The sequence below is a fragment of the Pseudobutyrivibrio sp. C4 genome, assembly GCF_900111635.1.
Taxonomy (GTDB): domain Bacteria; phylum Bacillota; class Clostridia; order Lachnospirales; family Lachnospiraceae; genus Pseudobutyrivibrio; species Pseudobutyrivibrio ruminis.
Genome location: NZ_FOHF01000003.1, coordinates 67,469 through 82,264 on the forward strand (window position 1 = coordinate 67,469; position 14,796 = coordinate 82,264).

Annotated in this window: 12 protein-coding genes and 1 pseudogene; 12 read left to right on the forward strand and 1 reads right to left on the reverse strand. The window is 41.5% G+C overall.

Annotated elements, in window-relative coordinates:
• Positions 1-143: 143 nt before the first annotated feature.
• Positions 144-1,601 carry an IMP dehydrogenase gene (gene guaB / locus BMY66_RS06820; RefSeq protein ID WP_044938279.1) on the reverse strand — a complete coding sequence of 486 codons (1,458 nt, stop codon included), beginning with the start codon at positions 1,599-1,601 and terminating at the stop codon, positions 144-146.
• A 346-nt stretch (positions 1,602-1,947) separates the two neighbouring features.
• Here guaB and nifJ point away from each other — a divergent pair, with 346 nt between their 5' ends.
• The 12 genes and pseudogenes from nifJ to BMY66_RS06880 all read left to right on the forward strand — a co-directional run bounded on the left by nifJ (position 1,948) and on the right by BMY66_RS06880 (position 14,460).
• Positions 1,948-5,481 carry a pyruvate:ferredoxin (flavodoxin) oxidoreductase gene (gene nifJ, locus BMY66_RS06825; protein WP_090394636.1) on the forward strand — a complete coding sequence of 1,178 codons (3,534 nt, stop codon included), beginning with the start codon at positions 1,948-1,950 and terminating at the stop codon, positions 5,479-5,481.
• A 251-nt stretch (positions 5,482-5,732) separates the two neighbouring features.
• A complete protein-coding gene (gene nrdR, locus BMY66_RS06830) occupies positions 5,733-6,185 on the forward strand; it encodes a transcriptional regulator NrdR (protein WP_033154531.1) in 453 nt (150 codons plus the stop codon).
• An 80-nt stretch (positions 6,186-6,265) separates the two neighbouring features.
• Positions 6,266-6,655 carry a hypothetical protein gene (locus BMY66_RS06835; RefSeq protein WP_074791888.1) on the forward strand — a complete coding sequence of 130 codons (390 nt, stop codon included), beginning with the start codon at positions 6,266-6,268 and terminating at the stop codon, positions 6,653-6,655.
• Between the two features lie 58 nt (positions 6,656-6,713).
• Positions 6,714-7,268 (forward strand): YqeG family HAD IIIA-type phosphatase, encoded by a 555-nt coding sequence (locus tag BMY66_RS06840; RefSeq protein WP_090394768.1) that lies wholly within the window; start codon positions 6,714-6,716, stop codon positions 7,266-7,268.
• A gap of 2 nt (positions 7,269-7,270) precedes the next feature.
• Positions 7,271-7,717, forward strand: coding sequence for a ribose 5-phosphate isomerase B (gene rpiB / locus BMY66_RS06845; RefSeq protein ID WP_044938270.1), 447 nt, complete (start codon positions 7,271-7,273; stop codon positions 7,715-7,717).
• Positions 7,718-7,808: 91 nt separating this feature from the next.
• Positions 7,809-9,131, forward strand: a pseudogene (tig, locus tag BMY66_RS06850) (trigger factor); the annotation flags it as partial.
• A 250-nt stretch (positions 9,132-9,381) separates the two neighbouring features.
• A complete protein-coding gene (gene clpP, locus BMY66_RS06855; protein ID WP_044938266.1) occupies positions 9,382-9,966 on the forward strand; it encodes an ATP-dependent Clp endopeptidase proteolytic subunit ClpP in 585 nt (194 codons plus the stop codon).
• 46 nt (positions 9,967-10,012) lie between these two features.
• The gene (gene clpX, locus BMY66_RS06860; RefSeq protein ID WP_090394638.1) at positions 10,013-11,299 is read left to right on the forward strand and encodes an ATP-dependent Clp protease ATP-binding subunit ClpX; all 1,287 of its coding nucleotides are present in this window, start codon (positions 10,013-10,015) and stop codon (positions 11,297-11,299) included.
• Positions 11,299-11,919 (forward strand): ribosome biogenesis GTP-binding protein YihA/YsxC, encoded by a 621-nt coding sequence (gene yihA / locus BMY66_RS06865; RefSeq protein WP_090394639.1) that lies wholly within the window; start codon positions 11,299-11,301, stop codon positions 11,917-11,919. The genes clpX and yihA overlap by 1 nt, the downstream gene beginning before the upstream one ends.
• The gene (locus tag BMY66_RS06870) at positions 11,919-12,887 is read left to right on the forward strand and encodes a metal ABC transporter substrate-binding protein (RefSeq protein ID WP_090394640.1); all 969 of its coding nucleotides are present in this window, start codon (positions 11,919-11,921) and stop codon (positions 12,885-12,887) included. The genes yihA and BMY66_RS06870 overlap by 1 nt, the downstream gene beginning before the upstream one ends.
• 15 nt (positions 12,888-12,902) lie before the next feature.
• Complete coding sequence (locus tag BMY66_RS06875) at positions 12,903-13,664, forward strand: metal ABC transporter ATP-binding protein (protein WP_044938255.1); 762 nt, start codon at positions 12,903-12,905, stop codon at positions 13,662-13,664.
• Positions 13,657-14,460 carry a metal ABC transporter permease gene (locus tag BMY66_RS06880; protein WP_049960413.1) on the forward strand — a complete coding sequence of 268 codons (804 nt, stop codon included), beginning with the start codon at positions 13,657-13,659 and terminating at the stop codon, positions 14,458-14,460. Before BMY66_RS06875 ends, BMY66_RS06880 begins: the two co-directional genes overlap by 8 nt.
• Positions 14,461-14,796 lie beyond the last annotated feature (336 nt).

Sequence of the window (14,796 nt, forward strand, 5' to 3'; positions counted from 1 at the left end):
AAATACGAAGTAGATAATCATACGGATATTAAGAAAGCCCCCAGTAGGCATCAAGCTCTGATAATTCTAAAGCGAGGCATGTTCGCCGAGCGTAGAATTCATCAGGCATGTAGCCGTAACTAGGGGCTTTCGTAATACTTTAATTAGCCTTCTACTGAATAGTTAGGTGCTTCTTTTGTGATGTGAATATCATGTGGATGAGATTCCTTAAGTGAAGCAGCAGAAATCTTAACGAATTTTCCACGCTCCTGAAGCTCTGGGATAGTAGGGCAACCACAGTAACCCATACCTGAACGGATACCACCGATGAGCTGGAAGATAACGTCTTCAAGGCTTCCCTTGTAAGCAACACGTCCTTCAACTCCTTCAGGAACAAGCTTCTTTGCACCTTCCTGGAAGTAACGATCCTTTGAACCGTTTTCCATAGCTGCAAGAGAACCCATACCACGGTATACCTTGTACTTACGACCCTGGAAGAGCTCGAATGAACCAGGAGCTTCATCACATCCTGCAAACATTGAACCCATCATACATACTGAACCACCAGCTGCAAGAGCCTTTGTCATATCACCTGAGTACTTGATACCACCATCAGCGATGATTGGAATACCGTATTCCTTTGCAACTTCGTAGCATTCCATGATTGCAGAAATCTGTGGAACACCAATACCTGCAACAACACGTGTTGTACAGATTGAACCAGGTCCAATACCAACCTTAACAGCATCTGCGCCAGCCTCGATAAGAGCGCGAGTAGCATCGCCAGTAGCAATATTTCCTGCGATAACCTGAAGATCAGGGTAAGCAGCCTTAACTTTCTTTACAGCATCGATAATGTTCTTTGAGTGACCGTGAGCTGAATCCATAACGATGACGTCAACCTGAGCGTTAACTAAGGCTTCAACACGTTCCATCATATTTCCAGTGATTCCAACACCAGCACCACAGAGAAGACGACCCTGGTCATCCTTTGCAGCGTTTGGATATTTAATCTGCTTCTCAATATCTTTAATTGTGATAAGTCCCTTGAGCTTGAAGTTTTCGTCTACGATAGGAAGCTTTTCTTTACGAGACTTTGCAAGGATTTCCTTTGCTTCTTCTAAAGAGATACCTTCCTTTGCAGTGATAAGACCTTCTGAGGTCATTGATTCGCTAATTTTTTTAGAAAAGTCAGTTTCGAATTTAAGGTCACGATTAGTGATGATACCGATAAGTGTGCCGTCTTCCTTTGTGATAGGTACACCTGAGATTCTGAACTTACCCATAAGTTCATTTGCTTCAGCAAGTGTGTTGTCTGGTCCTAAGAAGAATGGGTCAGTGATAACGCCGTTCTCAGAACGCTTAACTCTGTCTACTTCTTCAGCCTGAGCTTCGATAGACATATTCTTATGGATGATACCGATACCACCCTGACGTGCCATAGCGATTGCCATGCGGGATTCTGTAACAGTATCCATAGCAGCACTCATCATAGGAATGTTGAGTTTAATTTTTTTAGTTAAGTTAGTGTGAAGATCAATAAGATTTGGAGTTACTTCCGAATACTGAGGAACCAGTAAGACGTCGTCGAAAGTAATGCCATCACCAATAATCGATGCCATAAAACAACCTCTCTTTCTTTAATGAACATAAATTTTTTAAAATTATATTTAACAAAGTTCCGTTAGTCAATAAAATTATTTGAATAAATATGCTGATTTTTTGCTATTGGAAGAAAGTTTTTTTGACATGTAACTCTATGAAAGACAAATGTCCGCCTGTGAGGATAAAAACAAAAAGATTTTACAATTTTGTACTCTAAAATAAACAGAAATGATACCTTGTTCTGTTGAAAAAATTTTTCATTAGTTCTATCATAAAATTACGACATTGTGGGGTTGGGGCCGGTGTTATATTCTCCAATCCTAGTAACTATAAAATGTCCTATATAATAAGGAGGATTTAAAAATGCCAAGAGCAAAACAGTCTATGGATGGTAACCAGGCTGCAGCACACGTTGCTTATGCGTTTACAGACGTCGCTGCTATTTACCCTATCACACCATCCAGCCCAATGGCCGACTTTGTTGATCAGTGGTCAGCAGCAGGCCTTGAAAACATTTTTGGAAATCAAGTAAAGGTTGTAGAGATGGAGTCTGAGGCAGGTGCCGCAGGTGCCGTTCACGGTTCACTTGGTGCAGGTGCACTCACAACTACATTCACAGCTTCACAGGGTCTTCTTCTTATGATCCCTAATATGTACAAGATCGCTGCAGAGCAGCTTCCTTGTGTATTCGATGTATCAGCTCGTACAGTTGCTACACAGTCACTTAACATCTTTGGTGATCATTCCGATGTTTACGCTTGTCGTCAGACAGGTTTCGCTATGCTCGCTGAGACAAATCCACAGGAAGTAATGGATCTTGCTCCAGTAGCTCACCTTGCAGCTATCGAGGGTAAGGTACCTGTACTTAACTTCTTCGATGGTTTCCGTACATCACACGAAATCCAGAAGATCGAGAAGTGGGATTATGCAGATCTTAAAGAGATGGTTAACATGGATGCTATCAACGAGTTCAGAGCACGCGCTCTTAACCCAGAGCACCCAACAATGCGTGGTTCTCACGAAAACGGAGACGTTTTCTTCCAGCATAGAGAAGCATGCAACACATACTATGATAACTTCCCAGCAGTTGTTCAGAAGTACATGGACAAGGTAAATGCAAAGCTTGGTACAGATTACAAGCTTTTCAACTACTATGGTGCTGCTGATGCAGATAGAATTATCATCGCTATGGGTTCTATCAACGACGTTGCAGAAGAGGTTATTGATTACCTCAACGCACACGGCGAGAAGGTTGGTGTACTTAAGGTTCGTCTTTACAGACCTTGGTCATCAGAGGCATTCCTTGCTGCTCTTCCAAAGACAGTTAAGAAGATTGCTATCCTTGATAGAACAAAGGAGCCAGGTGCTCTTGCAGATCCACTTTACCTTGATGTTGCTACAACACTTCGTGAAGCAGGTCTTAACGATATTACAATTTGTGGTGGTAGATATGGTCTTGGATCAAAGGATACTCCACCTTCATCAGTATTCGCTGTATATAAGGAACTCGAGAAGGATGCTCCAAAGGCTAGATTTACAATCGGTATCGTAGATGATGTTACTAACCTTTCACTTCCAGAGGTTAAGCCAGCTCCTATTACATCAGCTCCTGGTACAAAGGAGTGCAAGTTCTGGGGTCTTGGTGGTGACGGTACTGTAGGTGCTAACAAGAACTCTACAAAGATCATCGGTGACCACACAGATAAGTACATCCAGGCATACTTCCAGTATGATTCAAAGAAGACTGGTGGTGTTACAATTTCTCACTTGAGATTTGGTGACAACCCAATCAAGTCTCCATACTATATCAACCAGGCTGACTTCGTAGCTTGCCACAACCCAGCATACGTTACACAGGGTATGAAGATGGTACAGGATGTTAAGCCAGGCGGAGTATTCATGATTAACTGCCAGTGGTCAGATGAGGAGCTTGAGAAGCACCTTAACGCTGAGGCAAAGAAGTACATCGCTGACAACAACATCCAGCTTTACACAATCAACGCTATCGACAAGGCTATCGAAATCGGTATGGGTAAGCGTACAAACACAATCCTTCAGTCAGCTTTCTTCAAGCTTGCTGATGTAATGCCTATCGACGAGGCTGTTGAGTACATGAAGGCAGCTGCTAAGAAGTCATACGGTAAGAAGGGTGACGATGTTGTTCAGATGAACTACAACGCTATCGACGCTGGTGTAGATGCTGTACATAAGGTTAACGTTCCTGATTCATGGAAGAACCCAGCAGCAGATCCTGCTAAGCCAGCACTTGAGGGTCGTCCAGAGGTTGTTAAGATGGTTAAGAACCTCCTCGAGCCTATTTCAAAGATGGATGGAGATTCACTTCCAGTATCTGCATTCTCTGAGAATCCAAACGGACAGTTCGAGCTTGGTGCTGCAGCTTACGAGAAGCGTGGTACAGCCGTAACAGTTCCTACATGGGATGAGACAAAGTGTATCCAGTGTAACCAGTGTGCATTCGTATGTTCACACGCTACAATCCGCCCATTCCTTCTTTCTGAGGATGAGGTTAAGGCAGCTCCAGCAAACATTAAGCTTGCTGATACAAAGCCAAAGGCTTCTGAGTACAAGTACACAATGTCTGTATCTCCACTTGACTGTATGGGATGTGGTGAGTGTACAACTGTATGTCCAGTTGGTGCTATCACAATGGTTCCACAGGCAGAAGAAGCAGACGAGCAGCCAGTATTCAACTACTTAGTAGCTAATGTTGGACGTAAGGAAGCAGCAGGTTCTGACCTTACAGTTAAGGGTTCTCAGTTCAACCAGCCACTCCTTGAGTTCTCAGGATCATGTGCAGGTTGTGCAGAGACTTCATACGCAAGACTTATTACACAGCTCTTTGGTGAGCATATGTATATTTCAAACGCTACAGGATGTTCTTCAATTTGGGGTGGTCCTGCAGCTACATCACCATTCACAGTAAACAAGGATTCTAAGAAGGGTCCAGCATGGTGTAACTCACTCTTCGAGGACAACGCACAGCACGGTTTAGGTATGGAAGTTGGACAGAAGTACCTCCGCGAGCGCGCTATCGAGTCTGCTAAGAAGGCAGCTGAGGCTGGTTCTGCAGAGCTTAAGGCAGCATTTGCTAAGTTCGAAGAGACAATCAACAGCACACGTGAGAACGGTGCAGCAACAGACGTACTCGTAGCTGAGCTCGAGAAGAACGGTTCTGAGGACGCTAAGGCAGCACTTGCTCTTAAGGATTACCTCGCTAAGAAGTCTGTATGGATCTTCGGTGGTGACGGTTGGGCATACGATATCGGATTCGGCGGTCTTGATCACGTACTTGCTTCTGGTGAGAACGTTAACGTTATGGTATTCGATACAGAGATGTACTCTAATACAGGTGGACAGGCTTCTAAGGCTTCTAACATCGGTGAAGTTTGCCAGTTCGCTGCATCAGGTAAGGAGATGTCTAAGAAGTCTCTTTCTGAGATCGCTATGTCATACGGCTATGTATATGTAGCACAGATCGCTCTTGGTGCTAACATGGCTCAGGCTGTTAAGGTTCTTGCTGAGGCAGAAGCTTACAACGGACCTTCACTTATCATCGGATACGCTCCATGTGAGCTTCACGGTGTTAAGGGTGGTATGAACCACTGCCAGGATGAGATGAAGAAGGCTGTAGAGGCTGGTTACTGGAACCTCTTCTCATTCAACCCAGACCTTAAGAAGGAAGGAAAGAATCCATTCACTCTTACTTCTAAGGAAGGTGACTACAGCAAGTATCAGGACTTCCTTGCAAACGAGACACGTTACTCTCGTCTTACAAAGGCATTCCCAGAGCGTGCTGAGAAGCTCTTCGCACTCAACGAGGAGACAGCTAAGGAGCGTTACGCTCACCTTAAGAAGTTAGTAGATCTTTACTCATAAGATTTAACTTTTTACCCCGCACAGAAATGTGCGGGGTTTTTTGTTGCGTATTTGTATCGTCTTTGATAAAATATACCTATATATTGTGGTATGTAATAAAATCATATATCAAATCTTGCTATTTATAGGAGACAGTAGCAGACAATCTCTTAGGTTTCTAAAGCGAAGCATTCTTCGCTGAGCGTAGAAACACTAAGGATTGTAAGCGTAACTGTCGGACTATGGATTAGTATATTTTTAGGGAGGGTTTTATGAAGTGTCCTTTTTGTGGTAGTAATGATACTAGCGTAATTGACTCAAGACCTGCAGATGACAACACATCAATCAGACGTAGACGTTCATGTCCAGAGTGTGGCAAGCGTTTTACAACATACGAAAAGGTAGAAACAATTCCTTTGATTGTTATCAAAAAGGATAACAATCGTGAGCCATACGACAGAACCAAGATCGAAAAAGGCGTACTTATTGCATGCCGTAAGCGTCCTGTTGCTGCAGCTCAGATTTCAAAAGTAGTAGACGAAATCGAAACAGAAATCTTTTCATTAGAAGAAAAAGAAATTCCTAGCACAAAAATAGGAGAGATTGTTATGGAGCATCTTGAGACAGTTGATCCTGTTGCTTATGTGCGTTTCGCATCAGTTTACCGTGAGTTTAAGGATGTTGATACATTCATGGATGAGTTAAAGAGGGTTTTAGATAAATAAACTCATTTAGTAGAAGGGGTTAAGTATTTGCTTATCTGGACGATATAAGATACGTAAGCAAATATGGAGAGTTATTTTTAATGAACATTTCAGGAATTCGCCCATCAATTGGGTTTTATGATCAAAATTCCATAAGAATAAGGCCTGAACTTAGTTCAATGTCTGTTGAAGAAACTGTTACAGACATTCCTGAGGAGTCTTCATCAGCTTCAGTTACTGAAGAGGACATTGCAGCCGCTAGAAGCAATCAGACATTTGGTTCTTACGACTTTGCTACTCAGTACAAGCCAGGCACTGTATATGATATGAAGGGATCCGATAGCGATATCAAATCACTTGATGTTGAAAAAGCAGTTAGTGATATGGAAAAGGATTCAGCAATTCATCGTTATCAGTATTTCGTAGCTAATAAAGCTACATCAACTACAGAGACTACACCAGTCAGAGGAACGGAAAATTTCTCATTATAATAGCATTTTATGAGCACATCAATTGATGTGCTCTTTTTATTGTGCTAAAATCGAGCCTATGAGTAAAAGAAATTTATATCCAAAAGACTATATTAAAAGCACATACGATATCGACTTTGCTAAATTATACGAAGAAGGATATCGTGGAGTTATTTTTGATGTGGACAATACACTTGTACCACACAACGCACCAGCGGATGATAGAGCAAAAGCATTATTTAGAGAACTTCATGAAATAGGCTTTCAGGCGTTGCTTCTATCTAATAACAAAGAACCTAGAGTAAAGACCTTTAAAGAGGCAGTAGAATACTGTACTTACATTTATAAGGCAGGCAAGCCAGGCACAGCTGGCTATAAAAAGGCTATGGAGCAGATGGGGACAGATGTTACTAACACAATCTTTGTGGGAGATCAGATTCTCACAGATGTGTGGGGCGCTAATCGTGCAGGCATTCGTTCAGTAATGGTTCAGCCAGTTAAAAAATGGCACGAAGAAATCCAGATTATCTTTAAAAGATTTTTGGAAGCCATCATTCTTCTTGGTTATAAGATTTATAAATTATATGGAACAGACATAAATAAAGTACCTACTAAAAGTTCAAAAGGAGAATAAAAATGAAAATCGTAATTGCAAATGATCATGCAGCTGTAGATTTAAAAAAAGAGGTAAAGGAATATATTGAAAGCCTTGGACATGAGGTTATTAATATAGGAACAGATTCAAACGAAAGCTGTCATTATCCAGAGTACGGTGCAAAGGCCGCTCGCATGGTTGCTTCAGGAGAGGTTGATTTGGGCGTTCTTATTTGCGGTACAGGTGTTGGTATTTCACTTGCAGCCAACAAAATCAAAGGCATTCGTTGCGGCGTTTGTTCAGAGACTACAACAGCTCGTCTCATCCGTCAGCACAACAATGCAAACATGATTGCTTTTGGCGCTAGAATCGTTGGAAGCGAGCTTGCAAAGGATATTGTAAAGAGCTTCTTAGAGGCAGAATTCGAAGGCGGCGGAAGACATCAGACAAGAATTGATATGATAACAGCTATTGAAAATGAGGCTTAAGTCTGATATAATTTGTCAGTCTGCGTAGTATAACGTACATAAAAGACTTTATAGTCTACCTATATATATGTTAGAGGAGGAATATTAATAAATGAACGTACAGGTAGAAAATCTTGAAAAGAACATGGCAAAGCTCACTATCACAGTTGATGCAGCTGAGTTAGAAAAGGCTATTACAAAGGCATATAATAAGCAGAAAAACAGCATCTCTGTTCCTGGTTTCCGTAAGGGAAAGGTACCACAGAACATGGTTGAAAAGATGTATGGTGCAGAGATTTTCTATGAGGACGCTGCTAATATTATTATGCAGGATACATATCCACAGGCTTATGACGAGTCAAAGCTTGATATCGTATCTCAGCCAAAGATTGATATTACTCAGCTCGAAAAGGGCAAGGACTTCATCTACACAGCAGAAGTTGCTGTTAAGCCAGAAGTTAAGCTTGGTAAGTACAAGGGTGTATCTGTAACAAAGATCGATTCAAAGGTTACAGCTACAGAAGTTAACAACACAATTAAGGCAGAGCTTGAGAGAGCTGCTCGTACAGTTACAAAGACAGGCAAGGCTGCTAAGGGTGACACAGCTGTTATCGATTTCGAAGGCTTCATCGATGGTGTTGCATTCGAAGGTGGTAAGGGCGAGAACTATGACCTTGAGCTTGGTTCAGGTTCATTCATCCCTGGTTTCGAAGATCAGCTTATCGGCCACAAGGCTGGTGAGGATGTAGACGTTGAGGTTACATTCCCTGAGAACTATCAGGCAGAGGATCTTGCAGGTAAGCCAGCAGTATTTAAGTGCCACATCCACGAAGTAAAGGGTAAGGATATCCCTAAGCTTGATGACGAGTATGTAGCAGATACTACAGAGTTCGAAACAGTAGAAGAGTACAAGGCTTCTGTTAAGGAACGTCTTGAGAACAATAAGAAGGCAGAAGGCCGTCGTGCACAGGAAGACGAAGCTATCGCAAAGATTGTTGAGGATTCAGAGATGGAAATCCCTGATGCAATGCTTGACTATCAGGTAGAAAACATGATTAACGACTTCGCTAACAACATGGCACAGCAGGGTCTTTCACTTCAGCAGTACATGCAGTTCACAGGTATGACAATGGATTCATTCCGTGAGCAGGTTCGCCCAGATGCACTTTCACGTACACAGTCTTCACTTGTACTTGAGGCAATTGCAAAGGCAGAAAACATCGAAGTAGCTGATGCTGATGTTGATGCTAAGCTTGAGGAAATGTCTAAGCAGTACGGCATGGAGCTTGATCAGATCAAGAACCTTGTTGGCGAGTCTGAGAAGGAGTCTATGAAGAAGGATATTGCTATCGAGAAGGCAATCGAGCTTATCATGGACAACGTTAAGGAATCTGCTAGAAAGAAGGCTACAAAGAAGGCTGATGATGCTGAGGCAGATGCAGCTGAGGAGAAGCCAGCAAAGAAGACAACAGCTAAGAAGACTACTACAAAGAAGACAACAAAGAAGGCTGATGACGCAGAATAATTAGTGTCTGACATCTTATAAAAGTATTAAAATTTTGTAAAATCAAAGACATTAGATTTAAAAACATATATAATATCCTTGTGTTGAAAAACATCTAGGAAGTTAATACACTAGCCTGAGCATACGCTCGGGCTAGGTTTATATTCGAAGGAGGACAAAAATGGCTACAATTCCTTATGTCATTGAACAGAATTCTCGTGGAGAGCGTTCTTATGATATTTATTCACGTCTTTTAAAGGATCGTATCGTATTTTTAGGTGAGGAGGTCAACGAAACTACAGCATCTCTTACAGTTGCTCAGCTTCTTTTCCTTGAGTCAGAGGATCCTAGCAAGGATATTCATCTTTACATCAATAGCCCAGGCGGTAGCGTTACAGCTGGTATGGCTATTTACGACACAATGCAGTACATCAAGTGTGATGTATCTACAATCTGCATCGGTATGGCAGCTTCTATGGGCGCATTCCTTCTTGCAGGTGGACAGAAGGGCAAGCGTTTTGCACTTCCAAATTCAGAGGTTATGATTCACCAGCCACTTGGCGGAGCTAAAGGACAGGCTACTGAAATCGAAATCGCTGCAAAGAACATCTTAAAGACTAGAGAAAAGCTCAACCGTATGCTTGCTGAAAACACAGGAAAGCCATACGAGCAGGTTTGTGCTGATACAGAGCGTGATCATTGGCTTGATGCACAGGAAGCACTTGATTATGGTCTTATTGATGAGATTATTACAAAGAAGAACTAATTCACCGATATATAGTTAGTAGGGGTAGTTAGAGTTTAAAGAGGTAATTATGGCAAGAAACGATGATAGAGTTCGTTGTTCTTTCTGCGGAAAGACACAAAATCAGGTTCGCAAGCTTATTGCAGGACCAAATGGTGCATTTATCTGTGACGAGTGCGTAGATATCTGCCAGGAAATTATCGTAGAAGAGTTAGACGACTTCGGTCCAGCTCCTGAGACTGATTCAATCGAAATCAATCTTCAGAAGCCAGAGGACATGAAGGCTTTTCTTGATCAGTATGTTATTGGTCAGGACGAGGCAAAGAAGGTTCTTTCTGTAGCGGTATACAATCATTACAAGCGCATCATGGCTAATCCAGATGACATCGATGTTGAGCTTCAGAAGAGTAACGTTCTTATGCTTGGACCTACAGGTTCAGGAAAGACTCTTTTGGCGCAGACATTAGCACGTGTACTTGGTGTTCCATTTGCGATTGCAGATGCAACAACACTTACAGAGGCTGGATATGTTGGTGAGGATGTTGAAAACATTCTTTTAAAGCTTATTCAGGCTGCTGATTTTGATGTTAAGAAGGCAGAAATCGGTATCGTTTATATCGATGAGATTGATAAGATTACAAAGAAATCAGAAAATGTTTCAATCACACGTGATGTTTCTGGTGAAGGTGTTCAGCAGGCACTTCTTAAGATTATCGAGGGTACTGTTGCAAATGTTCCTCCTCAGGGTGGACGTAAGCATCCTCAGCAGGAGACAATTGCTATCGATACAAAGAACATCCTCTTCATCTGCGGTGGTGCATTTGAAGGCTTAGATAAAATTATTTCTCAGCGTACAGATGTTAGCCAGATTGGTTTTGGCGCAGATGTTAAGGATAAAAACAATCAGAAGGTAGACGAGCTTCTTCAGCAGGCTCTTCCACAGGATTTCATTAAGTTTGGTCTTATTCCTGAGTTCATCGGACGTGTGCCAATCAATGTATCCTTAAATGAGCTTACAGAGGACGATATGGTTCGTATCCTTAGAGAGCCAAAGAACTCTCTTACAAAGCAGTACCAGGCATTGTTCAAGATGGACGGCGTTAAGCTTGAATTCGAGGACGAGGCACTTCGTGAAATCGCAAAGAAGTCAATCGAAAGAAAGACTGGTGCTCGTGGACTTCGCGCTATCGTTGAGAGCGTTATGATGGATTACATGTATCATGTGCCATCTGATGAGTCAATCACAGAAATCATAGTAAATAAAGAAATGGTTGATAATAACCTTCTCCTTATCGACAAAGATGCAGAAGCAAGCGTTGTTTCAATCGAAGATAAAAAGGAAAAGAGTGCATAATGGTTATCAGATCATGCAATCTTGAAACAGTGTGCGGCCCTACATCCACACTTCCAAAGAATGATTTACCTGAGGTAGCATTCGCTGGCAAGTCGAATGTAGGGAAGTCGTCACTTATAAATGCGGTCATGAACCGCAAATCACTTGCCAGAGTGTCAGCTCAGCCTGGAAAGACACAGACCATAAATTTCTACAATATCAATGACGAAATTTACGTAGTGGACTTGCCGGGCTATGGTTTTGCTAAGGCTTCTGAAAAGGAGCGTGAGAGATGGGGCAAGATGATAGAAACCTATCTGAATACATCCGATATGATTCGTGCTGTGTTCCTGTTGGTAGATATCAGACACACACCATCGGCAAACGATAAGCAGATGTTCGAATGGATGGCCTATGTAGGCTACGATCCAATCGTCATTGCCACAAAGGCAGATAAAATCAAACGTAGTCAGCTAGACAAGCAGATTAAAATTCTTAGAGAGGGGCTTGGAGCTGACAAAGATACAATAATTGTTCCATTTTCATCACAGACAAAGCAAGGACTTGATACAATCCAGGATTTCTTGAATCAGGTCATTGAAAACGAAGCAAGTCTCACTGATGTAGAGGATCTCGATTAATGAAGAAAAGCAAATATTTATTTGTGCTACTACTGCTCATCTCTATTAGTGTGGTGCTGCTGGGTGGCACATTTTTTTATGTAAAACTAAATAACAAGCAAAGTGATGATTCTGAACTTCTTGTAATGACCAGCTGTAATCCTGTATATCTTGCTACTATCAATGTGGTTGGTGATGCAGATGGCGTTACAGTGCAGAATCTTTCTCAGCCTACCACAGGATGCCTTCACGATTACACCCTCACCACAGAGGATATGAAGAATCTTTCAAAGGCAGATGTTCTTATTGTAAATGGCGGTGGCATGGAAGGATATTTGGAGGATGTTGTTGAGGCATATCCTAATCTTCCTATTATTGATACATTCGAGGCTGTAGAGGAGGATTATCCTGTAATCATTGAGGAGGAAGCTGAAGAGGAAGAAGACCATAGCCATGGTACTTCAGAAGAGCATCATCATGATGAAGGTGCTAATAGCCACATTTGGATGAGCGAAGAAATCTACGCTGGTCAGGTGCAGGCTATTGCAGATGGATTAGCAGCTTTGGATTCAAGCAATGCCAGCGTCTATGCTTCAAATGCTGACACATTTATCAGCGTGATGGATTCACAGATAGATAACCAGGGCCTGGATGAGACTCTTTCTGGTGCTAATGTTGCAGTGCTTCACGAAGCTTTTGCTTATACGGCTCAGTCTCTTGGAGCTAATATAGTAGCTACTATGGATCTTGATGAAGAACGCCAGGTTAGTGCAGGTGAGGTCAGTGACTTCATCAATGCAATCAATGAAAACAATGTGCAGGTTGTATTTGCAGAATATGATTATGGCCATGCCATGGGTGAGCTTATTACAGAGCAGACAGATGCTAAGGTAGTTTACCTTGAAACATTAGTTCATGGCGATTATAGTGGCTTGGATTATATCACGGTATTAAATAAAAACTACGCTGTAATAAAGAATAGTTTGTAGTATATAAGGAAAAATATGAAGAAAATTATTCCATGTGGTTTCCACTGTATAAAATTTAATAATTTGGGCGTGTCATTTGGTGACCAGCAGGTCCTTAGCAACATCAATTTGCATGTACACTGTGGAAACATGACTGCTATTATTGGAAGAAATGGAGCAGGTAAGTCCACACTGGTACGAGCAATTCTTGGTGAGGTTCCATACACTGGAGAGATTCAGTTCAAAAACAAGATGAATGGAACCATGCAAGGCTTGAAGATTGGCTATGTACCACAAAGTGTAAATATCGACAGAACAACACCACTTTCAGTATATGATTTATTCCAGTCCTTCACTGGCAAGCTTCCTATTCTCTTCAGAAACAAAAAAGAGCACGACCATGTAAAGGAAGCATTGGCAGAGTTTGATGTGGCTGAGCTTATTGACCAGCCTGTAGGTACGCTTTCAGGTGGACAGCTTCAGCGTGTTCTTCTTGCTATGGCTGTGCATGATACTCCAAACTTACTATTATTGGATGAGCCGGTGTCAGGTATTGATAAAAATGGTATGGATGCCTTCTATGAAAAGATGAGATATCTAAAAGAAACTCATGATTTAGCAATCATCCTTGTAAGCCATGATTTAGACTATGTATATAAGTATGCAGATAATGTCATTCTTATAGATAAGACTGTTACAGCAGCGGGCAAACCAAAGCAGGTCTTTGAGACAGATGCTTTTAAAAGTGTCTTTGGCAAGGGTGCCACAGGAGAAGTGGAGGTGAATGCAAATGTTTAATGAAATGTTTTCATACGCCTTCATGGTAAGAGCTACAATCGCAATCCTTTTGATCTCACCATTGTTTGGAATGGTAGGCACTATGATAGTGCAAAAGCGAATGGCATATTTCAGTGATGCACTTGGCCATTCAGCACTTACCGGTATTGCGGCAGGTGTCATCATGGGCATTGCCAACACTACAGTTTCCATGATTATATTTGGAATCTGCTTTGCATTGCTTCTTAATTACATCAGCAGAAAAGGCCTTAGCTCTTCAGATACATTGATATCAGTATTTGCTAGCTGCGCTACAGCCCTTGGTCTTGCTATTTTATCAAGAGGCGGAAGCTTTGCAAATTATTCAGCAATTTTGGTAGGTGACATTTTATCAATCACCTCAGCTGAGATTATCCAGCTGATTGTACTGTTTGTAGTTATCCTTGTATTCTGGTGCATCAGCATCAACAGACTTACTGCAATAAGCATACATGCTACCCTTGCAAAGAGTCGTAGCATTTCAGTGCGAGTGATGGAAGATGCATTTGCGGTGCTCATAGCACTTTTAGTTATGCTTTCTATCAAGTGGGTTGGTATTCTGCTTATTAATGCACTGCTGATACTTCCAGCAGCCAGCAGCCGCAACATCTCTGAAAACTTCAGAGAGTACACATACCTTTCAATGATATTTAGTATTTTCTCTGGTGTGGCAGGCTTGTTTGTATCATACTTCACAGATATGGCTACAGGCCCAATGATTGTAATTATCGCCAGTGTTATTTACTTTGCAACATACATATATGGAAAAGATAGATAATTTCTTTATGACTTTTCGGTGAAAAACGGTTACAACTGAAAAATGATGTTATAATGGTGATACAGATAGCGGGAGAGCTTGCTGTATCACCATTTTTTGTAACGAGATAATAATTTTTTAAAAATTTCTTCAAAAAGGGGTTAAGTTTCAGAATAAGCTTCCGATATAGTCTGTGTAGGGGTCAAAAAGAGCTCTTGATCCAGATATTTAGAACTGAAATAAAAATTTATAAAAAAATTTCTAAATAGGGGTTAAGTAATTCGAAAATTGATCCGATACAGTATTTGCAAGCGGTAAATGAAACGGATTTCGTTTATCCAGGTTAACACATCATAA

Coding starts and splice junctions, on each gene's coding strand:
- guaB (WP_044938279.1), bottom strand. CDS start 1,601: ATGGCATCGATTATTGGTGATGGCATTACTTTCGACGACGTCTTACTG.
- nifJ (WP_090394636.1), top strand. CDS start 1,948: ATGCCAAGAGCAAAACAGTCTATGGATGGTAACCAGGCTGCAGCACAC.
- nrdR (WP_033154531.1), top strand. CDS start 5,733: ATGAAGTGTCCTTTTTGTGGTAGTAATGATACTAGCGTAATTGACTCA.
- BMY66_RS06835 (WP_074791888.1), top strand. CDS start 6,266: ATGAACATTTCAGGAATTCGCCCATCAATTGGGTTTTATGATCAAAAT.
- BMY66_RS06840 (WP_090394768.1), top strand. CDS start 6,714: ATGAGTAAAAGAAATTTATATCCAAAAGACTATATTAAAAGCACATAC.
- rpiB (WP_044938270.1), top strand. CDS start 7,271: ATGAAAATCGTAATTGCAAATGATCATGCAGCTGTAGATTTAAAAAAA.
- clpP (WP_044938266.1), top strand. CDS start 9,382: ATGGCTACAATTCCTTATGTCATTGAACAGAATTCTCGTGGAGAGCGT.
- yihA (WP_090394639.1), top strand. CDS start 11,299: ATGGTTATCAGATCATGCAATCTTGAAACAGTGTGCGGCCCTACATCC.
- BMY66_RS06870 (WP_090394640.1), top strand. CDS start 11,919: ATGAAGAAAAGCAAATATTTATTTGTGCTACTACTGCTCATCTCTATT.
- BMY66_RS06875 (WP_044938255.1), top strand. CDS start 12,903: ATGAAGAAAATTATTCCATGTGGTTTCCACTGTATAAAATTTAATAAT.
- BMY66_RS06880 (WP_049960413.1), top strand. CDS start 13,657: ATGTTTAATGAAATGTTTTCATACGCCTTCATGGTAAGAGCTACAATC.